The sequence below is a fragment of the Allobosea sp. NPDC055332 genome, from assembly GCF_053645455.1.
Genome location: NZ_JBSHMO010000005.1, coordinates 656,438 through 676,260 on the forward strand (window position 1 = coordinate 656,438; position 19,823 = coordinate 676,260).

The 19,823-nt window shown below is 67.6% G+C and carries 21 protein-coding genes; 10 read left to right on the plus strand and 11 right to left on the minus strand.

Going from position 1 to position 19,823, the window contains the following annotated elements:
• The first annotated feature begins 16 nt into the window (after nucleotides 1-16).
• The 7 genes from ACWIGM_RS28625 to ACWIGM_RS28655 are packed head-to-tail and all read left to right on the plus strand — an operon-like array spanning nucleotide 17 to nucleotide 5,806.
• On the plus strand, nucleotides 17-796 hold the full coding sequence (locus tag ACWIGM_RS28625) for an SDR family NAD(P)-dependent oxidoreductase (RefSeq protein WP_454029361.1): 780 nt from the start codon (nucleotides 17-19) through the stop codon (nucleotides 794-796).
• A 2-nt stretch (nucleotides 797-798) separates the two neighbouring features.
• Entirely contained in the window at nucleotides 799-1,740 is a 942-nt protein-coding gene (locus ACWIGM_RS28630) for an ABC transporter permease (protein WP_454029362.1), read from the plus strand.
• A 33-nt stretch (nucleotides 1,741-1,773) separates the two neighbouring features.
• On the plus strand, nucleotides 1,774-2,715 hold the full coding sequence (locus ACWIGM_RS28635) for a sugar ABC transporter substrate-binding protein (RefSeq protein WP_454029363.1): 942 nt from the start codon (nucleotides 1,774-1,776) through the stop codon (nucleotides 2,713-2,715).
• 5 nt (nucleotides 2,716-2,720) lie between these two features.
• Nucleotides 2,721-3,482, plus strand: coding sequence for an ATP-binding cassette domain-containing protein (locus ACWIGM_RS28640; protein ID WP_454029364.1), 762 nt, complete (start codon nucleotides 2,721-2,723; stop codon nucleotides 3,480-3,482).
• A 1-nt stretch (nucleotide 3,483) separates the two neighbouring features.
• Nucleotides 3,484-4,413: a nucleoside hydrolase gene (locus ACWIGM_RS28645; RefSeq protein ID WP_454029365.1), complete on the plus strand. Its 930-nt coding sequence runs from the start codon at nucleotides 3,484-3,486 to the stop codon at nucleotides 4,411-4,413.
• A 12-nt stretch (nucleotides 4,414-4,425) separates the two neighbouring features.
• Entirely contained in the window at nucleotides 4,426-4,947 is a 522-nt protein-coding gene (locus tag ACWIGM_RS28650) for a hypothetical protein (RefSeq protein ID WP_454029366.1), read from the plus strand.
• A gap of 10 nt (nucleotides 4,948-4,957) precedes the next feature.
• Nucleotides 4,958-5,806, plus strand: coding sequence for a GNAT family N-acetyltransferase (locus tag ACWIGM_RS28655; RefSeq protein ID WP_454029367.1), 849 nt, complete (start codon nucleotides 4,958-4,960; stop codon nucleotides 5,804-5,806).
• Here the strand turns inward: ACWIGM_RS28655 and ACWIGM_RS28660 are convergent.
• Complete coding sequence (locus ACWIGM_RS28660) at nucleotides 5,787-6,674, minus strand: nickel/cobalt efflux transporter (RefSeq protein WP_454029368.1); 888 nt, start codon at nucleotides 6,672-6,674, stop codon at nucleotides 5,787-5,789. The genes ACWIGM_RS28655 and ACWIGM_RS28660 overlap by 20 nt on opposite strands.
• Nucleotides 6,675-6,890: 216 nt before the next feature.
• Between ACWIGM_RS28660 and ACWIGM_RS28665 the strand changes: the two genes are divergently transcribed.
• The 3 genes from ACWIGM_RS28665 (at nucleotide 6,891) to ACWIGM_RS28675 (ending at nucleotide 9,441) form a co-directional block, all read left to right on the plus strand.
• On the plus strand, nucleotides 6,891-7,181 hold the full coding sequence (locus ACWIGM_RS28665; RefSeq protein WP_454029369.1) for a metal-sensing transcriptional repressor: 291 nt from the start codon (nucleotides 6,891-6,893) through the stop codon (nucleotides 7,179-7,181).
• Nucleotides 7,182-7,289: 108 nt separating this feature from the next.
• Nucleotides 7,290-8,057 carry an SDR family NAD(P)-dependent oxidoreductase gene (locus tag ACWIGM_RS28670; protein WP_454029370.1) on the plus strand — a complete coding sequence of 256 codons (768 nt, stop codon included), beginning with the start codon at nucleotides 7,290-7,292 and terminating at the stop codon, nucleotides 8,055-8,057.
• An 85-nt stretch (nucleotides 8,058-8,142) separates the two neighbouring features.
• The gene (locus ACWIGM_RS28675) at nucleotides 8,143-9,441 is read left to right on the plus strand and encodes an alpha/beta hydrolase (protein ID WP_454029371.1); all 1,299 of its coding nucleotides are present in this window, start codon (nucleotides 8,143-8,145) and stop codon (nucleotides 9,439-9,441) included.
• Between the two features lie 9 nt (nucleotides 9,442-9,450).
• On the opposite strand, the gene ACWIGM_RS28680 is transcribed toward ACWIGM_RS28675, so the two are convergent.
• The 10 genes from ACWIGM_RS28680 to ACWIGM_RS28725 form a co-directional block, all read right to left on the minus strand.
• Nucleotides 9,451-10,311, minus strand: coding sequence for an energy transducer TonB (locus ACWIGM_RS28680; protein ID WP_454029372.1), 861 nt, complete (start codon nucleotides 10,309-10,311; stop codon nucleotides 9,451-9,453).
• Nucleotides 10,308-10,760, minus strand: a complete 453-nt coding sequence (gene exbD / locus ACWIGM_RS28685; RefSeq protein WP_454029373.1) for a TonB system transport protein ExbD — start codon at nucleotides 10,758-10,760, stop codon at nucleotides 10,308-10,310. The genes ACWIGM_RS28680 and exbD overlap by 4 nt, the downstream gene beginning before the upstream one ends.
• A gap of 3 nt (nucleotides 10,761-10,763) precedes the next feature.
• Nucleotides 10,764-11,843 (minus strand): tonB-system energizer ExbB, encoded by a 1,080-nt coding sequence (gene exbB, locus ACWIGM_RS28690; RefSeq protein WP_454029374.1) that lies wholly within the window; start codon nucleotides 11,841-11,843, stop codon nucleotides 10,764-10,766.
• A gap of 262 nt (nucleotides 11,844-12,105) precedes the next feature.
• The gene (locus ACWIGM_RS28695; protein WP_454029375.1) at nucleotides 12,106-13,539 is read right to left on the minus strand and encodes an FAD-binding oxidoreductase; all 1,434 of its coding nucleotides are present in this window, start codon (nucleotides 13,537-13,539) and stop codon (nucleotides 12,106-12,108) included.
• Entirely contained in the window at nucleotides 13,523-14,284 is a 762-nt protein-coding gene (locus ACWIGM_RS28700; RefSeq protein WP_454029376.1) for an SDR family NAD(P)-dependent oxidoreductase, read from the minus strand. The genes ACWIGM_RS28695 and ACWIGM_RS28700 overlap by 17 nt, the downstream gene beginning before the upstream one ends.
• Nucleotides 14,284-16,023: an SMP-30/gluconolactonase/LRE family protein gene (locus ACWIGM_RS28705; protein ID WP_454029377.1), complete on the minus strand. Its 1,740-nt coding sequence runs from the start codon at nucleotides 16,021-16,023 to the stop codon at nucleotides 14,284-14,286. The genes ACWIGM_RS28700 and ACWIGM_RS28705 overlap by 1 nt, the downstream gene beginning before the upstream one ends.
• A complete protein-coding gene (locus tag ACWIGM_RS28710) occupies nucleotides 15,963-16,946 on the minus strand; it encodes an NAD-dependent epimerase/dehydratase family protein (protein WP_454029378.1) in 984 nt (327 codons plus the stop codon). The genes ACWIGM_RS28705 and ACWIGM_RS28710 overlap by 61 nt, the downstream gene beginning before the upstream one ends.
• A complete protein-coding gene (locus ACWIGM_RS28715) occupies nucleotides 16,943-18,064 on the minus strand; it encodes an ABC transporter ATP-binding protein (RefSeq protein WP_454029379.1) in 1,122 nt (373 codons plus the stop codon). Before ACWIGM_RS28715 ends, ACWIGM_RS28710 begins: the two co-directional genes overlap by 4 nt.
• Nucleotides 18,065-18,073: 9 nt before the next feature.
• A complete protein-coding gene (locus ACWIGM_RS28720; protein WP_454029380.1) occupies nucleotides 18,074-18,904 on the minus strand; it encodes a carbohydrate ABC transporter permease in 831 nt (276 codons plus the stop codon).
• Nucleotides 18,905-18,914: 10 nt separating this feature from the next.
• Nucleotides 18,915-19,820 carry a carbohydrate ABC transporter permease gene (locus ACWIGM_RS28725; RefSeq protein ID WP_193219565.1) on the minus strand — a complete coding sequence of 302 codons (906 nt, stop codon included), beginning with the start codon at nucleotides 19,818-19,820 and terminating at the stop codon, nucleotides 18,915-18,917.
• Between the last annotated feature and the right edge of the window lie 3 nt (nucleotides 19,821-19,823).

Below are 19,823 nucleotides of genomic sequence, written 5' to 3' on the forward strand. Positions count from 1 at the left end.
TCGGCAAGGCGGGCTGATGCCGAAGCCCGTCACTCTGATCACTGGCGCCTCCGGCGGCATCGGCAGCGCGCTGGCGATGACACTGGCCCCCGCGCACAGGCTCGTCCTGTCCGGGCTGGAGGGAGGCCCGCTGCTCGAACTTGCGGACCGCTTGCAAGCTGATGGCGCCGAGGTCGCCGCGATGACCGGCGATGTCCGCGACCGCGATCTTGCCGGTGCGCTGGTCGAGCTTGCGGTCGAGCGCTTCGGCCGGCTCGACAATCTCGTCACCGGTGCCGGGGCTTCGCGCCCGGTACCGATGGTCGAGATGGAGGACGAGGAATGGGACAAGCTCGTCGACATCAACCTCTCGGCGGTGTTCCGCGTCTCCAAGGCCGCCGCGAAGCAGATGATCGAGCAAAGCGAGGGCGGCGCCATCGTCCACATCTCCTCGATCGCCCATGGCAATGGCGGGGCGAACCTCGCCTATGGCTCGGCGAAGGGCGGCGTCGCGACGCTGACCTATGGCATGGCCCAGCAGCTCGGCCGCCACGGCATTCGCGTCAACGCGGTGGCGCCGGGGATCATCGACACGCCGATGGTGCGCGGCGGCTTCGCCAGTCAGTTCAATGCGCTGGTCGAGGGCGCCTCGCAGCGCACCCCGCTCGGCCGCCTCGGCCGTCCCGAGGATGTCGCCGGGGTCATCGCTTTCCTGCTCTCGCCGGCCGCCGCCTTCGTCACCGGCGCATTGATCCCGGTCACCGGCGGCATCGAGATCCTCTCGCCGATCTCGGCGATCGCCAAGGGAAACGCCTGACGATGCGCGAGATCATCGGCCGCTACGGCACCGCGCTCGCCGGCCTTGCCCTGATCGTCTTCTTCGTCGCCTTCGCGCCGAACTTCGCGACGACGATGAACGTCGTCAACGTACTGAAGGATACCAGTTTCCTCGCCATCCTGGCGCTCGGCTTCGCGCTCGCCTTCACCGTCGCCGAGCTCGACCTCTCGATCGCCGAGATGGCGAGCCTCGCCGCCGTCGTCTGCGGCTGGCTGGTGCAGCTTCAGTATCCGCCGCTGGTCGCGGTCCTGGCGGCGCTCTCGGTCGGCGCACTGCTCGGCGGCCTCAACGGTTATGGCGTCACCGTGCTGCGGATTCCCTCGCTGATCATGACGCTCGGCACGGCCGCGATCGCCAAGGGCTTCGCCTTCATGATCACGCAGGGTGTCGCCTTTGTCGGGCGCTGGCCGACCGGCTTCACCGGGCTGGCGCGCGGCTACACCTTCGGCATTCCCAATCTCGTGCTCTGGCTCGCGGGCGTCACCCTCTTCGCCTGGGGGCTGGTCAAATGGACCCGGACCGGCGCCCATATGGTCGCGACCGGAGAGGCCGACGAGGCGGCGCGTCTCTCCGGCATCGCCACGGCGAGAATGAAGCGGATCGGCCTGTTGCTCTCCGGCATCCTCGCGGCGATCACCGCCATGTTGCTCGCCGCCAACCTGTCCTCGGCCGCGCCGAACATGGCTGGCGATTATCTGCTCTACGCCATTGCCGCTGTGCTGCTGGGGATGACCATGTTCGAGCCGGGCAAGCCGAACGTGCCGGGCACGGTCTTCGCAGCGCTGGTCCTGAAGGTACTCGGCAACGGCTTGGTGCTGCTGGGCGCGCCCTATTACATCCAGGACATCGTTCTCGGCGTCATCATCATCGGCTCGGTCGCCTTCTCGGCCAGCGTGATGAAGAAGGCGGCGTTCAAGGTCTGAGAATTCACAACGACAATCAGGGGAGAGGTCGTCATGGTCGGGTTGAGGAAGGTTCTGCTGGCGGCCGCTGCCGTCGTCGGGATGGCTCAGGGGGCTCAGGCCTTCGAGCTCGGCGTCATCGGCTTCCAGTTCTCGTCGGAGACGCATGCCCGCGTCGCCAACGCGGCGGCTGCTGCGGCCAAGGCCAAGGGCTGGAACGTCACGCTGTTGAACTCGGAGGGCGCGCTGCCCAAGCATGCCGAGCAGTTCGATGCGCTGATCGCCAAGAAGGTCGATGCGATCATCATCGCCATGGGCAAGCCGGTCGAGGCCGACGCCCAGTTCAAGGCGGCCAAGGACGCCAAGATCCCGGTGATCACCGTGCAATCGGGTTCAAGCCCGCACGCCCTCTTCGACATCCAGACCAATGAATACAAGGTCGGCGCCGAGGCTGCGCTCTATCTGCTCGGCCAACTGGGCTACCAGGGCAACATTGTCACCGCCCGCTTCGATCTCAACGTCGCCTCGCGCATCCGCGGCAAGCTGCTCGACAACGTGCTCTCCGAGAACCAGGCGGTGAAGGAACTCGGCAAGTTCTCGATGGCCCGCACTCAAAGCTGGCGCGACGATGTCCGCGCCGGCATGCAGGCGCTGCTGCTGCAGAACCAGGGCAAGATCAACGGCATCTGGGCCTCGTTCGATGGCCAGGCCTACATCATCGACGACCTGCTGCAGGCTCAAGGGGTGAAGAAGGCCCAGATTCCGCTCGTTTCGGTCGATGGCGGCAAGGAGACCTATGCCCGCATCGCCGATCCGGCCTCGACCTTCATGGCGACCGTCTCGATCCCGTTCGAGGAGATGGGCAAGCAGGCGGTCGACGCGATCCAGACCATCGTCGTCGACAAGAAGCCGAAGGAGAGCGTTGCCGCCGGTCCCTACCTCTTCACCGACGCCGTGCTGGTCGACAAGAACAACGTCCAGCAGTTCCTGAAGTGAGCTCGGTGACCGCCACACCCCTTCTGTCGCTTCGTGGCATCGGCAAGAGCTACGGCCCGGTCGTGGCGGTGCGCGAGGTCGATCTCGACATCTTTGCCGGCGAGGTCGTCGCCATCTGCGGAGATAACGGCGCCGGCAAGTCGAGCCTGATCAAGGTGATCTCCGGCGCCGAGGAGGCGACATCCGGGACTTTGAGTATGCGCGGCAAGGAGGTCGTCTTCGCCTCGCCGCATGACGCATTGAGCCATGGCGTCGCGACGATCTACCAGGACCTCGCTTTGGCGCCGCGGCTCTCGATCGTCCAGAACGTCTTCATGGGCTCGGAGCTGACGCGTCCTCTGCTGCTGCCGTTCCTGCGCGTGCTCGACAAGAAGCGGATGGCGCAGGAGGCGCGCGGTTTCCTCAAGCAGCTCTCGGTCACCGTCGAGGACATGGACCGTCCAGTCGAGCGGCTCTCGGGCGGCCAGCGCCAGGCGGTCGCGATTTCCCGCGCCCTGCGCTGGAAGGCGGAGATCATCATCATGGACGAGCCGACGGCGGCGCTCGGCGTCAAGGAGACCGCGCTGGTCCTCGACCTGATCCGCAAGCTCAAGGCCGACGGCAGGACGGTGCTGCTGATCAGCCACAATATGCGCGACGTGGTCGCGCTCGCCGACCGGGTCGTGATCATGGGCGCCGGCCGAAAGTACGTCGATCAGCCGCTCGCCGACCTCACCGCCGACGATCTCAGCCACATGATCATGGCCGGCAACGCGAAAGCCGCCTGAGATGACGCGCGAAACCATCGTTATCGACACCGATCCGGGCCAGGACGACGCGGTTGCCCTGCTGCTCGCCTTCGCCAGCCCGGAACTCGACCTCAGGGCGATCACCACCGTCGCCGGCAATGTCCCGCTCGCGCTGACCACCGCCAATGCGCTGCGTATCCGCGAACTTGCCGGCCGCGAGGACGTGCCCGTGCATGCCGGCGCCGACCGGCCCTTGCTCTTTCCACTCTCGACCGCCGAGTTCGTCTGCGGTCCCGACGGGCTCGCCGGTGCGGATCTGCCGCCGGCCCGTGGCACGGCTAGCGCAACCCATGCCGTTGAAGCTCTCATCGCTATCTTGCGCGCCGCACCGGACGACAGCGTCACGCTCTGCCCGCTCGGGCCTCTGACCAATCTCGCGCTCGCCTTCCGATTGGCGCCGGATGTGCTGCCGAAAGTGAAACGCATCGTGTTGATGGGCGGGGCGCTGGCGCTCGGCAACATCACCCCGGCGGCCGAGTTCAATGTCCATGTCGACCCGCACGCCGCCGCGATCGTCTTCGGTTGCGGCCGGCCGATCGTGATGTTCGGCCTCGGCGTCACCCATCAGGCGATCGCCTCGCACGAGCAGGTCGCCCGCCTTCTCAGTTTTGGCAATGCGGCGGGCAGGGCGGTGCATGGCATGCTGACGCGCCCACGCCCCGGCGGGCTCGGCACCGCCGGCCACCCGATGCACGACCCTTGCGTGATCGCCTTCCTGCTCTGGCCGGAACTCTTTTCGGGGCGGGACTGTTGTGTCGAGGTCGAGACCGGTGACGGTCCCTTGCGGGGCCGCACCACGATCGACTGGAACGGCCGGCTCAAGCGGCCGGCCAATGCCCATGTCGTCGCGAGCGTCGAGGCGGACGCGCTGTTCCAGCGTCTGTTCGACCGGCTCGCGACGTTGCCTTGAGCGGAGAAGGATATGGCCCATTTCGTCGAGGACCTGCAGCTTGAGGCCGGGCGCGCGATTCTGGCGATGCAGACCGCCGCGCTCGCCGCCCGCCAGCTCCATGCCCGCGCCGAACTGATGCGCCATATGCTGACCACTGCTCGCAAGGTCGCCGGCAAGCCCAAGGCCGAAGCGGTCGAGACGGTGGTACGCGAATGGATGGACGCCTGGAACCTCGGCCGGCAGGACTGGCCCCATATCGCCCGTGAGATGGAAGCCTTCACGGCCGCTTTCCATGATTACGCCAACGAGCCCGGTGACGGGAACGATGCAGCGCTCCGCCGCGCCTGCGATGCGCTCGATGCGGTGCTGGCGCGCGAGAACACCTCGATCAGTGACCAGATGGCCTTCCGCTCGCAATGCGCCCATCGCTGGTGGGAGCTGATCGTTCCAGTGCCTACGGACTTGCCGGGTGCAAAGCCGCGTCCCTCGGTGCCGCCGCTCGATGGGCAAGCGCCGTTCTGGCAGTCCGGCTGCGCCGAACTCTGCCGCTGAGGGCCGGCCGATGCAGCCGCTCCAGCTGACGCTTCGCCCGGCCGGCCTCGCAGATGCCGATGCCTGCCAGAGGCTATCGGCGGCGGTCGGCTGGCCGCATCGCCGCGAGGATTGGGAGTTCGCGCTGTCGCTCGGCCAAGGCTTCACCCTGTCGATCGAGGACGCGGTCGTCGGCGTCGGGCTCTGGTGGGGTTTTGGCGCGAGCCATGCCACGCTCGGCACCATCATCGTCGCGCCCGATCGACAAGGCCAAGGCATCGGCAAGCTGCTGACCGAACGGCTGATCGCGGCGACGGACGGGCGGACGCTTGGCCTGGTCGCCACGCCGCACGGTGAGCCGCTCTATGCCCGATATGGCTTCATCGCCATCGACGAAGTCCGCCAGCACCAGGGCGACTGGCCGGAGCTGGCAGCGCCCGTTCTCGCGGCTAACGAGATCATGCGCCCGGCCGCGGCGTCCGATCTGCCGCTGCTGGTACAGCTCGACGGCGAGGCGACTGGCCTGCCGCGCGCGCCCGTTCTCGAGGCTCTGCTGGCACGCGGTCATGCCATCCTGATCGAGCGAAACGGGGCGCCAGCCGGCTTCGGCTTCCTGCGCCGCCATGGCCGAGGCTGGCTGATCGGCCCGGTCGCGGCGGTCGATGACGCCGCCGCCTGCAACCTGATCGCGGCGCTGCTCGCCGCCCGCCGCGGCGATTTCGTCCGCATCGACGTGCCGGCTCGCACCGGCCTCGGCGCCTGGCTGGACGAATGCGGCCTGCCGCTCGTCGCCTCAGCAGTGGTGATGGAGCGTGGCGCGGCTCCGGTCGCGCCCGGACCGGCGCATCGTTTCGCGCTGGTCAACCAGGCGATGGGTTGACCAGCATCGCCGCGGCATGCGGGCTTATCGCCTGCAGCCTGCTCCAGCCGTGCCAGATCGTGTAGAGCCCGACCAAGACGATCAGCACGCCGGAGACATAGGGCGCCCGCGCCGCGACGGTCGACAACCAGTTGGAGCGCTTCTCGGCGGCGCGCAGGCTGAGCGAGGCGGCGACGCCGACTGCGACCAAAGTGATCGCGAGGCCGATCGAGAAGCACAGCACCAGCACGGCGCCGAGCGCGATCTCTCGCAACTGCATGCAGATCAGCAGCACGGTGATCGCCGCCGGGCAGGGGATCAGCCCCCCGGTCAGTCCGAACAGGACGATCTGCCCGGTCGTCACCGGCCGGTCGGCAAAGCGCTTGCGGATGTCCTGCGCATGGGCGCGCTGATGCGCATCCATCGGCTCGTCGTCGGCCGTCCTGTCGTGAGCGTGGCTCTGCCCGTGGGAATGTCCATGGCCATGACCGTGAGAGTGGCCGTGACTATGCTCGAGACCATGGCTGGCCGGGTGCAGCGCACGCTGCTCCGCCCATGTCCGCCACAGCATCCAGAGCGCGATCGCGATGATCATGAGGCCCGAGGCGAGCTGGAACCAGGGCTCGGTCGCCTCGGCATTGAAGTCGCGCGTCAGATAGAGGCCGCCGAGGACCACCCCCCAGACGACGAGCGTATGCGAGAGCGTCGCGGCTAGGCCAAGCAGCAGCGCCTGCAGCACCGAGCCGCGGATGGCGACGATGAAGGCCGCCATCATCGTCTTGGAATGGCCGGGTTCGAGCCCATGCAGCGCGCCGAGCAGGATCGCGCTCGGAATGAACAGCCAGGCATGGCCGGCGCCCTGCGCCAGCAATTCGGTGAAACTCGGCACGACATGGTGCTCCGGATCCGGAACGGATCGGGGGCTGCCGTGCCGTCCGGCCTTGCCGGAACTGGTCGGGGGCGCCCGTCTCGTCCTCGCCCGCCCGATCGCCGGGATGCGCCCGGTCTTGCGCCGGCGCCTGCCTGATCGGGTGCCGCTTGCTCAGCGGATGCTCCGGTCTATAACCTCCCCGGGAGGATAGGATCAAGACGGAAAGGTCGGGGAATGCAGGACGAGGAACACGCCCGGATCCACCACCATCGGCATCCGGAGATCATCACGCGGCTGAAGCGGGCCGAGGGGCATCTGCGCTCGACCATCGAGATGGTCGCCAATGTCCGCTCCTGCCTCGAGATCACCCAGCAATTGCAGGCGGTCGAAGGTGCGATTGCCAATGCCCGCAAGATTCTGATCCAGGAGCATATCGGCCATTGCCTGGAGGAGGCCGCCGGCAGCCTTCCGGATGAGGCGCGCGGGCTGCTGGCTGAGTTCAAGGCGATGACCAAGTTCCTTTGAGCGCCCCTGTGCGAATGGCGGGGTTGCCGAACTGGCGCTGGCGGTTCGGCCTTGCCTCGCGCAAGATCGCTTCTGAAACGATTTAAGCCTGCATCCACGGGAGGAATGATGCTCGAAGATCTGAAGGGGCTGCGCGCCCTGGTCACCGGCTCCAGCACCGGCATCGGCGCTGCCGTCGCCAAGGCCTATGCGGCGAACGGCATGCGCGTCGTGGTGCATTACAAGTCGAGCGAGGCCGAGGCGAACGCCGTCGCGGCCGAGATCCGGGCTGCCGGCGGCGAGGCGCATGTGCTGCAGGCCGATGTCGCCGACAGCAAGCAGGCGGTCGATCTCGTCAACAAGGCGGCCGACAAGCTCGGCGGGCTCGACGTGCTCGTCAACAATGCCGGAGCGCTGGTGAAGCGCACGCCGATCGCCGAGATCGAGGACGAGTTCTTCGACAGCGTCGTCGATCTCAATGTCCGCTCGGTGGTGATGGCCTCGAAGGCGGCGCTGCCCTATCTCAAGAAATCCGGCGGCAAGGCGAGCGTGATCAATCTGAGCTCGATCGCGGCGCGCAATGGCGGCGGCCCCGGCTCGTCGCTCTATGCCAGCTCGAAAGCCTTCGTGCTCAACCTGACCCGCGGCATGGCCAAGGAATTCGTGCCCTTCGGCATCCGCGTCAACGGCGTCTCGCCCGGCGTGATCATGACGCCGTTCCATGAGCGCTATTCGACGGCCGAGCAGATCGAGGCGATGCGCAAGACCGTCCCGATGGAGCGCGTCGGCACGCCGCAGGACAATATCGGTGTCTTCCTCTTCCTCGCCAGCCCGGCGATGAGCGGCTACATCACCGGCCAGACCATCGAGGTTAATGGCGGCCAGTATATGGTCTGACGGCCACTGTGGCTTCGGCGTCCTTGACGGGATAGGCGGTGCGCCAGCATGGTCTGGGCGCCGCTCCGAAGCTGGGTAGTCGATGATGCCGATCCGCTGCAAGGACCTGCCGACCCCGGCCGCCCGACGGGTCTGCGCGGCCGTGGTCGCCAGCGTTTTCGTCGCTGGTTGCGCCGGCGACGTGCAGGGTGTGCTCAAGCCGGTCGCCTCGACCGTGCCGGGCACCAGCAAGGTCACCATGCTGGTGGCGACGACGCGCGCGGCCGATCCGGATGCCGGCGTGCTGTATTCCGGCGAGCGCGGCAAGCCGTCCTTTGCCGAGATGACGATCTCGCTGCCGCCGGACAGCCGCCGCAAGGCCGGCGAGGTGCAGTGGCCGAGCCGTTTGCCGGGCAACCCCGAGACCGATTTCGTCACGCTCAGGGTCGACAAGCTCGATGCGAAGACCGGGTTGGCGCGCCTGCACGATCGGGTGTCGCGCGTGCCGAAGCGCCGCGTCATGGTCTTCGTCCACGGCTTCAACAACCGCTTCGAGGATGCGGTTTACCGCTTCGCCCAGATCGTCCACGATTCCGGCGCCGATGTCGTGCCGGTGCTGTTCACCTGGCCCTCGCGTGGCTCGCTCTTCGCCTATGGCTATGATCGCGAGAGCGCGACCTATTCGCGCAATGCGCTCGAAGCCTTGCTGCAGGGGCTGGCGCGCGATCCGGCCGTCGGCGAGGTCTCGCTGCTCGCCCATTCCATGGGCAATTGGGTCGCGCTGGAGTCTCTGACCCAGATGGCGGTGCGCAATCGCGGCATCCCGTCGAAGATTGCCAATGTCATGCTCGCCTCGCCCGACGTCGATGCCGACGTCTTCCGCACGCAGATCGCGGAAATGACGGGGCGGCGGCCGAAATTCACCCTGTTCGTCTCCCAGGACGATCGGGCGCTCGCCGTCTCGCGCCGGGTCTGGGGCGGCAAGGACCGTCTCGGCGCCGTCGATCCCGATGTCGAGCCCTATAAGAGCGAGTTCGAGGCCGACAAGATCACAGTCCTGAACCTGACCAAGCTGCGCACCGGCGACAAGCTCAACCACGGCAAGTTCGCCGAAAGCCCGGAAGTGGTGAAGCTGATCGGCACGCGCCTCGTCGACGGCCAGCCCATCACCGATTCCCGTGTCGGTCTCGGCGAGCGGCTGATCGAGGTGACTGGCAGCGCGGCCGCAGCGGTCGGCACCGCAGCAGGCATCGTTGTCACTGCCCCGATCGCTGTGGTTGATCCAACCGCCCGCCGCCATCTTGGCGACCGGGTCGAGCATCTCGGAAACAACATCCAGGACACCGGCGCCGCGGTCGGCGATACCGTGACCACGCCGTTCCAGAAGCCCGTCGGGCAGCCTTGAACGGCTTCCTTATCGGCTGAAGCGCACCGGCACCGACAGCGAGATCGCGCCGCCGCCACCGACACCGGCCGGCGGCGCGGGGACCGGGCTGGCGCGGCGGATCATCGCCGCTGCCTCGGCGTCCAGCGCGGAATCGCCCGACGAGCCGACGACGCGCGAGGACAGCACATTGCCGCTGCGGTCGATCGCGAAGGCGACCTGCACCGTGCCGGGGCTCGCCCCGCCCGGGAAGCGCTTGTAGCGATTGAGATGCGCGATCAGCGAACCGCGCCAGGACGCGGTCGAGACCGTCGGCTGACTGGCCGTGCCCTGCGCGGCGCTGCTCGGCGCCGCGGCGCGCTGCTCCGACGGCTTCGGCGCCACGGCCTCCTTGGCCCGCTGTTCGACCGGCTTGCGCTCGACGACCTTGGGCTTCGGCTTGGGCTTTTCCTTTTTCTCGACGACCTTCGGTTCCGGCTTCTTCTCCACCGGCTTCAGCTCTGGCGGAGGCGGCAGCAATACGGCGTCGAGCTTCGGGGTCAGCGGCAGCTCCGGCAGCTTGATCTCCGGCTGCTCGACCGGGGTCGGCTCGGGGATCGGTTCCGGCTCAGGCTCCGAGGGTGGCGTCTCCTTCACCGGCTCGGGCGGCGGTGGTTCAGGCTCAGCCCGCTCCGGCGCGATTGGCAGGTTTTCCGGTGGCGCCTCGGGCGCGACCGAAAGCGCGGCGAGCTCGATCATCACGGCCGGCTCCGGCGCGCCGGCAGCGGCTTCCGACAGGCGCCAGTTCACGCCGACCCAGGCGAGCCCGCCATGCGCGGCAGCGACGGCGGCCGCGGCGACGCCCCAGCGCAGCGCAACGAGCCAGCGGCGGTCCGGTGCGGCAGCGATCATGGCTTGCCCGCCCCCGGCGCGGCGCTTTGGCCGGTATCCTCGAGTCCGACCAGCGCGATCTTGAGATAGCCAGCCTGGCGCAGCCTGTTCATGACCTCCATCAGCTCGCGATAGGCTACGGCTCCATCGGCGCGCAGGAAGACGCGCTGTTCGCGATCATTGCTGGTCTGGCGGTCTAGCACTGCCTGCAATTGCTCGCGCGGCACGGTGTCGTTGCCGAGCGCGAGCGACAGGTCCTGCTTCACCGTTAGGAAGATCGGCTTTTCCGGCCGCGGCTGCGGCTGCGCATTCGAAACCGGCAGATCGACAGCGACGTCGACGGTCGAGAGCGGCGCTGCGACCATGAAGATGATCAGCAGCACCAGGATCACGTCGATGAACGGCGTGACGTTGATCTCGCTGACCTCGCCGAGATCGCCGTCCTGCGCCTCCTTGAGCGAAACGGCCATGGCTCACTCCGCCGGGACGCGCGGCATCGCTGCCGGCTGGGCCGGGACGGCATGCAGATTGGCGCGAACCTGCTGCGCGGCCTGGCGGCGCAGCCGCTCGAGATCACGCGAGAGATGGCGCAGCACTTCGCCGGAGGCATCCGAGAGCGTGGCGCGATAGCCGGAGATGGCGCGGGCGAAGACGTTGTAGATGATCACGGCCGGGATCGCCGCGACGAGGCCGATCGCGGTCGCCAGCAGCGCCTCGGCGATGCCGGGCGCGACGACGGCGAGGTTGGTCGTCTTCGACTGGCTGATGCCGATGAACGAATTCATGATGCCCCAGACCGTGCCGAACAGGCCGACGAAGGGGGCGGTCGAGCCGATGGTGGCGAGGAGACCGGTGCCGCGCGCCATCGAGCGACCTGCGCGTGCCTCGATCCGCGACAGGGCGATCGCGGCGCGTTCCTTGATGCCGTCCTCGCCAAGATCATGGGAGCGCTCGCGCTCGCTCTGGGCGGCGCCGACCAGCTCCGCGACCGTGCCGCGCGCCTGGCCCTTGCGGCCGGCGATCGCTCTCGCCGCCTCGTCGAGGCTGATCGATTCTTCCAGCCGGCGCACGGCCCGCTGCGCCCGCGTCTTGGCGGCGGCGAGTTCGAGCGCCTTGGCGAGCCAGATCGTCCAGGTCACCAGCGAGGCGAAGGCGAGGCCGAGCATCACCGCCTTCACGACGATGTCGGCCGCCATGAACATGCCCCAGGGCGACAGGTCATGCGGCAGGGTCGCCTGCGCTGCGATGGGAGTGGGAGCGATTGCAGGCACGGCGCCTTGCGGAGCGCCGGAGCCGGGAACAGCCTGGGTCGGCGCTGCCGCTGCCGCGGCAGTGGTATTCGGAGAAGCGGGTGCAGATTGCGTCGGTGCAGTCGCGGCGGGTGCGGAATTCGCGGCAGGTGCCGGCACCGCACCGCCATGTGCACCGGACGGGCTCGTCTGCTGTGCCGGGGCCGTCTCGGCAGGAGTGGTCTGGGCGAAAGCGACGAGGCTCGCCACGGGGGTGGCGGCAATGGCCGTCGCAAGCAGGACTGTGCCGATCAAACGCTGCATCGAATTATGGTCCGTGGTCTCTTGGCGCTCCTCCTTGGCGGGAGCGCTTTCGGAACGGAGCCGCGTCCGTTGAAGCGGCTACCGATGACCACGGGAGGCAGCCCTGACGGGCATTGCCTCCGCGATCGTCCCCAGCAGTTAAACCAGAGCGAATTGGTTAGCAAATACAATAGTTTATACGTATTCTAAAGTAAGGCTTCCGCTGCTCTTGGCCCGGAACAGTTCAAGTATTTTGGATGCTTCGCCGGGATGCCGGCTTGCTTCACCTTTGCGCGAGCATCGCGCCCGGATTGAGGATGCCGAGCGGGTCGAAAGCTCGCTTGACGGCTCTCATCAGCTCGAGCGCCTCCGGTTGTGCATGCTCTGCCAGCGCATTGGCCAGGCTCCTGCCGATGCCGTGCTCGGCGGTGATGCTGCCGCCGAAAGCGCTGACGATCGCGAAGACCTCCGCATTGACGGCATGACCGAGTTCGCCCTGCCGCTCGGCTGGTTCCTCTCGCGGGAAGAGCAGGATGACGTGGATGTTGCCGTCGCCGACATGGCCGACGAAGAGGGCGCGCGCTTCGGGGAAGCGCTCGGCCTTCATCGCTTCGACCGCCGCGATGAAGGCCGGGACGTCGGCAACCGCGACGCTGGTGTCGTGCGAGACGCTGAAGCCGGCCCGGCGATTCGCTTCCGAGACGGCGAAGCGCAGATGCCAGATCGCCCTGGCCTGCGCTTCGCTCTGGGCAACTGAGGCGTCCTGTAGCACCCCTTGTTCCAGCGCGGTGGCGAGAGTGTCGGTCAGCAGCTCGTTGACGCGGCCGTTCGGATCGCTGTCGGCGAGCTCGACGAAGACGTACCAGCCGTGCCGCCGTTCGAGGGGAAGGACGGTGCCGGGCACGAAATCGAGGGTGAGGCCCATCTCGCCGTCGCACATCAATTCGAAGCTGGAGATGCGCTCGCCTGCGCTCTGCCTCAGCAGGGCGAGCAGCTGCAAAGCATCCGCCGGGCTGGCGAGGCCGCATAGTGCCGTCGCGCTCGCCCGCGGCTTCGCAAACAGCCTGAAGGTCGCTGCCGTTACGACTGCGAGCGTACCTTGCGAGCCGATCACCAGCTCTCTCAGCGCATAGCCGGCATTGTCCTTGCGCAGCGGCTTCAGCCCATGGATCACGGCGCCATCGGCGCGAACGTATTCAAGGCCGAGCACGAGATCGCGCACCGTGCCGTAGCGGATGACATTGATGCCGCCGGCATTGGTCGCGACCACGCCGCCGATCTGGCACGAGCCTTCGCTGCCGAGGCTGAGCGGGAAGAGCCGGTCATGCGCTGCGGCCGCCTGCTGGACGTCAGCGAGAACGCAGCCGGCCTCGGCGATGAGCGTGTCGCCCTCGGTGTCGATCGCTCTGATCCGGTTGAGGCGCGCCGGTGAGAGCACGACGGCTTTGCCCGATCCATCCGGCGTCGCGCCACCCGACAGGCCGGTATTGCCGCCTTGCGGCACGATTGGCGTTCGCGTCGCCGTTGCCCAGCGCAGGATCGTCGAGACCTCCTCGACATTGCGCGGGCGGAGCAGGGCGAGCGCCGCGCCACGATGCTTGCCGCGCCAATCGGTCAGGTGCGGTGCCATCGCCTGCTGATCAGTGACGATAGCGGCCGGATCGAGCACAGCTCGAAGCGCGTCGAGCGGATTCATCGCCTCAGACCGTGCCGGCATCGACGATGAAGTTCTGGCCGGCGCACATACGGGAGACGTCGGAGCAGAGGAAAAGCACCATCTGCGCGATGTCCTCCGGCTGGATCTCGCCCTTCAGCGCCTGGGCGGCCTGGTTGGCCGCGCCCTTCTCGGGCGTCCACCACTGCGTCCGCTGGCGCTCGGTCATGACCCAGCCAGGCGTGACGCAGTTGACCCTGATGCCATCCGGGCCGAGCGCCCGCGCCAGTGAGCGGGTGAAGCCGATCACCGCCGATTTCGCCGTGGTGTAGGCGATCATGTGCGGGGAGCCCTTCATCCACGAGGTCGAGGACAGGTTGACGAGCGCCCCGCCGCCGAGTCCGCGCATGTCCGGCGCCAGTGCCTGCGCCACGAACATCATCGGCCTGAGATTCACCGCCAAGCGGTCATCCCAATAATCCTCGGTGACCACATCGAAATCATGCCGCTCGTCATGGCCGGCATTGTTGACGCCGATGGCGAAGGGGCCATGGATGGTCCGCGCCGCCGTGATCGCCGATTGTGTCGCCGGGATGTCGCGCAGGTCGACCCGATAGAAGGAGACGCTGCCGCCAGCCGCCGAAAGCTCGGCGGCAAGCCGCTCGCCGCGCGTAGCATCAATATCCAGGAAGGCGACCTTGGCGCCCTGCCGGGCCAGCGCCTCGACGATGGCGCGGCCGATGCCGTCGGCGCCGCCGGTGACCAGCGCCGTCTTGCCGGCGAGATCGGGATAGCTGGCCTCGATCATCACCCGCCGAACTCCGCCGCCGGCAGGCCGGGCACGTCGACCGGCAAGGTGAAGAGCCCGCCCGAGAACGGCGCCTCGGCCAGCACCCGCGAAGGCAGGCGGATGCGTGCCGTGGTGATGAACAGCGTCTTCAGGTCGGGGCCGCCGAAGGCGAGGCTGGTCGGGCGCGGCACGGGCAGCCAGACCTCACGATCCAGTCGGCCGTCCGGCGCATAGCGATGTAGGCACCAGCCATCCCAGATCGCGCACCAGACGAAACCCTCGGCATCGACTGCGAGCCCGTCCGGCCGGCCGGCAACCTCGGTGAAGACGCGACGATTGGCAAGCGTGCCGGGCTTGTGATCGAACGCGTAGGCGTAGATGCGGCTATGGGCGGAATCGACGAAGTAGAAGCTCCGCCCGTCCGGGCTCCAGTCGAGCCCGTTGGCGACGGTGAGCCCGCTCTCCTGGCGCTGCCAGCTGAGATCCGGCGCGATCGCGTAGAGCGAGCCCGAGGCGCGGCTGGCGTCGAGCCGCATCGTCCCGGCCCAGAGCCGGCCTTGCCGGTCGCATTTACCGTCGTTGAAGCGGTTGTCGGGAATGTCGGCCTCGGGGTCGGCGAGTGGCGTGAGGCGGCCGCTGGCGAAGTCGAAGGCTTCCAGCCCCTCCTGGGTCAGCACCACCAGCCCGCCGCCGCGGCGGCCGAGCACGGCGCTGACCAGGCGCGGCAGCGTCACTTCTTCGTTGTTGCCGGTCGCCGGATCGAAGCGGTTGACCGAGGGCGCGAGGATATCGACCCAATAGAGCCGCTGCTCGCCGGCCGACCAATAGGGACCCTCGGCGAGATGCGCACCCCAGGGCAGCACGCATTGCACGTCGGGATCGACCGGCCGCGCCGAACGCGGTGCAGGGGAGATGTTCATCTGCGTCGCGCCGACATTGCCGGAGATTTGCCGGGCGGCCGCCATCAGGTCGCGGCCGGTGGTGTGCAGCCGCTCGCGCGTCAGCCGCGAGGACGGGCCGAACACGCCGATCGCCGCCACGGCCCGGCCGGTATGGTCGAAGATCGGCGCCGCGACCGAGGCGACGCCGGCGACATGCTCTTCCTGCGAGACGGCATAGCCGCGCGCCCGAGTCAGCGCGAGATCGGCGGCAAGCGCCTCCTCCTCGGTGATCGTCGTCTCGGTGAAGCGTTCGAGCTTCAGCCGGTCGACCAGGGCGCGCTGCTCATGCGGCTGGACGAAGGCGAGCAGGGCCTTGCCACCGGCGGTGCAGTGCAGTGGCGCGCGGCGCCCGATCTCGATGCGGAAGCCATAGGGGCCGCCGCGGCTGCGCTGGTCGATATAGAGCACCTCGCCATTGTCGATGGCGCAAAGGGCGGCGGTCTCGCGCGTCTCCTCGGCGAGGCGATCGAGCGCCGGTGCGCCCGCACCGCGCAGGTCGAAGGATTCCCAGACGCGATGGGCGAGCTCGAACAGACGATGGCCGAGCCGGTAGGTGTTGTCGCTCTCCTCATGCCGGATCAGGCGGAAGGTCAGCAGCGTGTTGAGCATGCGCGCCAGCGTGCCCTTGGGCAGGCCGGTCGCGGCCTGCAGGTCGCGGAAGCGCGGCGGCGCCGAGGCCTCGCCGATCACGTCGAGCAGATAGAGGCCCTTGGCGAGGGCGGCTGCGCCGGTCGGGACGTCGCGCTCGTCCGGCGTCAGGACGCGCGCTTCACCCGCGCCTGCGCCGCCTCGCCGATCATGCGCTCGAAGGTCCATTGCGGCTCGTATCCCAGTTCGGTCCGGATCCTGGCGTTCGACGTCTCGTAGAAGACGCCGGCGCCCGGCAGGTCGATGGTCTTCAACGGCAGTCCCGTCAACTCCGCCATCATCGGCAGCGCGGCGGCGAAGTCGACCGGCTCGGTCGCACCGAGATTATAGGTGCGTCCGGCGGCGCGTTCGTCCGACAGCGCCAGCAGGATGCCGGCAACCATGTCGCGCGTGTCGGTGATGTGCATGCGGAAGGGGCGGCCGGCCTCGTTGCGCGACAGCACCAGTGTCTCGCGCCCGTCATCGATGGCGCGCAGGGCGGCGACGGCAGCGGCATTGCCGAAGCCTTCCTGCTGCCTGATCTTCGGCTGCAGGAAGAAGCGCGGGCCGGAGAAGAAGCTGCCGGGATCGAGCAGTTCGCTCGCATCCTGCGTGTGTGAGAAGCGCAGGATCGTCGCGGGGGTGCCGCTGGTTCGCTCGAAGAAGCGCACGATCTCTTCGCCGAGCAGCTTGCTCAGCCCATAGGGTGAGCGCGGCTTCAGTGGATGGTCCTCGTCGATCGGTTGGTAATCCGGCACGTTCTCGGGATAGACCTCGCCGGAGGAGGCGAAGACGAGGCGCTTTGGCTTCACCGCCGCGGCCTCCTCCAGCAGCACGCGCGTGCCCTCGACATTGGCGGTGAACAGCCTGTCGCGGTCGGCCGGGAGCCAGGACATGAAGGCGCCGAGATGCAGGACCGCTTCGGCGCCCTGCACGGCCTCCCTTGCGGCGGCGCGGTCGTCGAAGCCGCCGAGCACTTCGCGAAAAGCGGGGTGATCGATCCCGCCGGCGCGCAGGTCGAAGCCGGTGACGTGATGGCCGGCTTCAAGCAGTTGCCGCGCGACGCGCGAGCCGACGCGTCCGGCGCTGCCGGTGACCAAGATCGTGCTCATCGGATCGCCTCGCCGCTGGCGGCATCGAAGACATGCAGTCGCGCCGGGTCGAACGAAAGCGTCAGCGTCGCCTCGGGCGGCCGCGGCTCGGGATTGATCAGGCGTGCGATCAGCGAGGTCCGCCGTGCCTCGTCCTCACCGGTAGAGTTCGCTTCGCGTCGATGCTCTTCGGGCAGGTCGACATAGACATATTGCTCGCTGCCGAGGCTCTCGATCAGCCGTGGACTGACCGCGAAGGAGACCTGCCCGGGACCAGCGGCGATGTGCTCGGGCCGAAGACCGACGACGATCTCCTTGCCGGCGAGTGAAGCAGCGTTCGCGACCGGCAGCGCCACATCATGGCCGAACAGTCTCGCGGTCACGCCGCCGCTCGCGGCCTGCGCCTTCGCCTTCAAAAAATTCATGCCGGGCGAGCCGATGAAGCCGGCGACGAAGAGGTTGGCCGGCTCGCGGAACATCACATCGGGCGAGGCTATCTGCTGGATCACGCCATCCTTCATGATGACGATGCGGTCGGCCATCGTCATTGCCTCGGTCTGGTCGTGGGTGACGTAGATCGTGGTGACGCGCAGCCTTTTGTGCAGGGCGCTGATTTCAGCGCGGGTGTGGACGCGCAGTTTGGCGTCGAGATTGGAGAGCGGCTCGTCCATCAGGAAGGCCTGAGGCTCGCGTACGATCGCCCGTCCCAACGCGACGCGCTGGCGCTGGCCGCCGGAGAGGGCGCGGGGCCGGCGGTCGAGCAGATGGTCGATGCCGAGGATTTTCGCGGCCTTGTTGACGCGCCTGGTGATCTCGCCGGCATCGGTGCCGCGCATCTTCAGGCCGAAGCCCATGTTCCTGGCGACCGTCAGATGCGGGTAGAGCGCGTAGTTCTGGAAGACCATGGCGATGTCGCGGTCGCCCGGCGCGAGGTCGGTGACATCGCGTTCGCCGATGCTGATCGTGCCGGAGGAGGCTTCCTCCAGCCCGGCGAGGATCTTCAGCATGGTCGACTTGCCGCAGCCAGAGGGGCCGACGAGGACGACGAACTCGCCGTCGGCGATGTCGAGCGAGAATGCCTTCAGGACGGTGAGCCCGCCATAGGATTTGGTGACGCTGTCGATGCGGATTCCAGCCATGCGGGTTCTCTACTTCTCGGCCCCGGCCGTCAGGCCGCCGACGAGATAGCGTTCGAGGAAGAGGTAGATCGCGAGGATCGGCAGGGCGACGAGGATGGAGGCGGCGGAGATGTCGCTCCAGTTCGAGATGTACTCGCCCTTCATCGTGGTGATGCCGAGATTGGCGGTCCAGTTGCCCTGGGCGTTGGTCAGGAAGGTGCGGGCATAGGCATAGTCCGACCAGGACAGCACGAAGCCGTAGAGCGCCGTCGCCGCCAGCCCCGGCGCCGAGACGGGCAGGATCACCCGGACCATCGCGCCGAGCGGCGAGCAGCCATCGACCATCGCCGCCTGCTCGAGCTCGCGCGGGATCGTGTCGAAATAGCCCTTCAGCATCCAGGTGGTGAACGGGATGATCAGTGTGGCGTGGGCGAGGATGATCGACCACAGGCTGCCGATCAGTTCGAGATTGCGGAAGATGCCGAAGAGCGGGATCACCAGCAGCGTCGCCGGCAGCATCTTGGCGGTCAGGATGAAGAGTCCGAGCGACTGGCCGCCGCGGACCCGAAAGCGCGACAGGCTGTAGCCGGCGAGCACCGAGACGACCATGGACAGGCTCACCGCGCCGATCGCGGCCAGCGCCGAATTGCCGAGCCAGAGCAGGATCGGCTTCTCCGCCATGATCTGCCCGAACACGCCCCAGCGCGGTTCGCTCGGCCAGAAGCTCGGCGGCAATTGCCTGAGCTGGCTCGGCTCGGAGAGCGCGGTGACGACAAGCCAGTAGATCGGAAAGACCAGGATGGCGCAGGTTAGGGCGACGCCGACATAGAGCAGGGCGTGGCGTGTGGTTTTTTGTCTCATCGCCGCCTCCTCAGATATTGTCTGGCGCGCGGGCGATCATCAGTCGGCTCGCGATCACGCAGACGATCAGGGTGATGACGCCGATGGCGGAGGCGTAGCCCATCTTGAAGAAGCCGAAGGCCTGCTCGTAGGTCATGATCGAGAGCGACTGCGTCGCCTTCAGCGGGCCGCCGCCGGTCAGCACGTAGATGATCGAGAAGTCGCGGAAGACCCAGAGCATCACCAGCACGAGCGTGACGCCGATCACCGGCATCAGAGAGGGGATGGTAATGTGGAGGAGCCGCTGCCAGGCGCGGGCGCCATCGACCTTGGCGGCGTTGTAGAAATCCTCGGGGATCGACTGCAGTCCGGCCAGCATCATGATCGAGACGAAGGGATAGCCCTTCCAGACCATCACCGTGCAGACCACGGCGAAGGCCGCGTCGGGCGAGGAGAACCAGTTGATCGTCTGGTCGACCAGGCCGAGCTTGATGAAGAGCCAGTTCATCAGGCCGAAAGAGGAATCGAACAGCCAGGCGAAGATGACGACCGCGATCACTTCCGGGATCGCCCAGGGCAGGGCGACCAGCAGCCGCGCCAGCGCCTGGCCCTTGAAGCGATTGTTGACCAGCAGCGCCGTGCCGAGGCCAAGCAGGAAGCAGAAGAACGAGACGATGGTGACCAGCTTGAAGGTCACCCAGCAGGCGTTCCAGAAATCCTCGGAGGCGAAAAGCCGCTCGTAATTGGCGGTTGTGAACGGCCGGCGCGGCTGGTCGAGCCGGGCGATATTGACGTTCTGGAAGGAGAGATCGACCGAGACGAACAGCGGATAGACGATGATCAGCGCGATCAGCAGCACCGCCGGCGCCAGCAGGAGATAGCCGAGCCAGTGACGCCGGCTGGGGCGGGCGAGGTCGAGGAAGGCTGATCGGGGCATGGG

Excerpts from the sequence above, each read along its gene's own strand:
- ACWIGM_RS28715 (WP_454029379.1), bottom strand. The coding sequence starts at position 18,064 with ATGGCTGGAATCCGCATCGACAGCGTCACCAAATCCTATGGCGGGCTC.
- exbB (WP_454029374.1), bottom strand. The coding sequence starts at position 11,843 with ATGCAGCGTTTGATCGGCACAGTCCTGCTTGCGACGGCCATTGCCGCC.
- ACWIGM_RS28710 (WP_454029378.1), bottom strand. The coding sequence starts at position 16,946 with ATGAGCACGATCTTGGTCACCGGCAGCGCCGGACGCGTCGGCTCGCGC.
- ACWIGM_RS28635 (WP_454029363.1), top strand. The coding sequence starts at position 1,774 with ATGGTCGGGTTGAGGAAGGTTCTGCTGGCGGCCGCTGCCGTCGTCGGG.
- ACWIGM_RS28665 (WP_454029369.1), top strand. The coding sequence starts at position 6,891 with ATGCAGGACGAGGAACACGCCCGGATCCACCACCATCGGCATCCGGAG.
- ACWIGM_RS28675 (WP_454029371.1), top strand. The coding sequence starts at position 8,143 with ATGCCGATCCGCTGCAAGGACCTGCCGACCCCGGCCGCCCGACGGGTC.
- ACWIGM_RS28725 (WP_193219565.1), bottom strand. The coding sequence starts at position 19,820 with ATGCCCCGATCAGCCTTCCTCGACCTCGCCCGCCCCAGCCGGCGTCAC.
- ACWIGM_RS28680 (WP_454029372.1), bottom strand. The coding sequence starts at position 10,311 with ATGATCGCTGCCGCACCGGACCGCCGCTGGCTCGTTGCGCTGCGCTGG.
- ACWIGM_RS28625 (WP_454029361.1), top strand. The coding sequence starts at position 17 with ATGCCGAAGCCCGTCACTCTGATCACTGGCGCCTCCGGCGGCATCGGC.
- ACWIGM_RS28705 (WP_454029377.1), bottom strand. The coding sequence starts at position 16,023 with ATGGACCTTCGAGCGCATGATCGGCGAGGCGGCGCAGGCGCGGGTGAA.
- exbD (WP_454029373.1), bottom strand. The coding sequence starts at position 10,760 with ATGGCCGTTTCGCTCAAGGAGGCGCAGGACGGCGATCTCGGCGAGGTC.
- ACWIGM_RS28655 (WP_454029367.1), top strand. The coding sequence starts at position 4,958 with ATGCAGCCGCTCCAGCTGACGCTTCGCCCGGCCGGCCTCGCAGATGCC.
- ACWIGM_RS28670 (WP_454029370.1), top strand. The coding sequence starts at position 7,290 with ATGCTCGAAGATCTGAAGGGGCTGCGCGCCCTGGTCACCGGCTCCAGC.
- ACWIGM_RS28695 (WP_454029375.1), bottom strand. The coding sequence starts at position 13,539 with ATGCCGGCACGGTCTGAGGCGATGAATCCGCTCGACGCGCTTCGAGCT.
- ACWIGM_RS28630 (WP_454029362.1), top strand. The coding sequence starts at position 799 with ATGCGCGAGATCATCGGCCGCTACGGCACCGCGCTCGCCGGCCTTGCC.
- ACWIGM_RS28645 (WP_454029365.1), top strand. The coding sequence starts at position 3,484 with ATGACGCGCGAAACCATCGTTATCGACACCGATCCGGGCCAGGACGAC.
- ACWIGM_RS28720 (WP_454029380.1), bottom strand. The coding sequence starts at position 18,904 with ATGAGACAAAAAACCACACGCCACGCCCTGCTCTATGTCGGCGTCGCC.
- ACWIGM_RS28650 (WP_454029366.1), top strand. The coding sequence starts at position 4,426 with ATGGCCCATTTCGTCGAGGACCTGCAGCTTGAGGCCGGGCGCGCGATT.
- ACWIGM_RS28700 (WP_454029376.1), bottom strand. The coding sequence starts at position 14,284 with ATGATCGAGGCCAGCTATCCCGATCTCGCCGGCAAGACGGCGCTGGTC.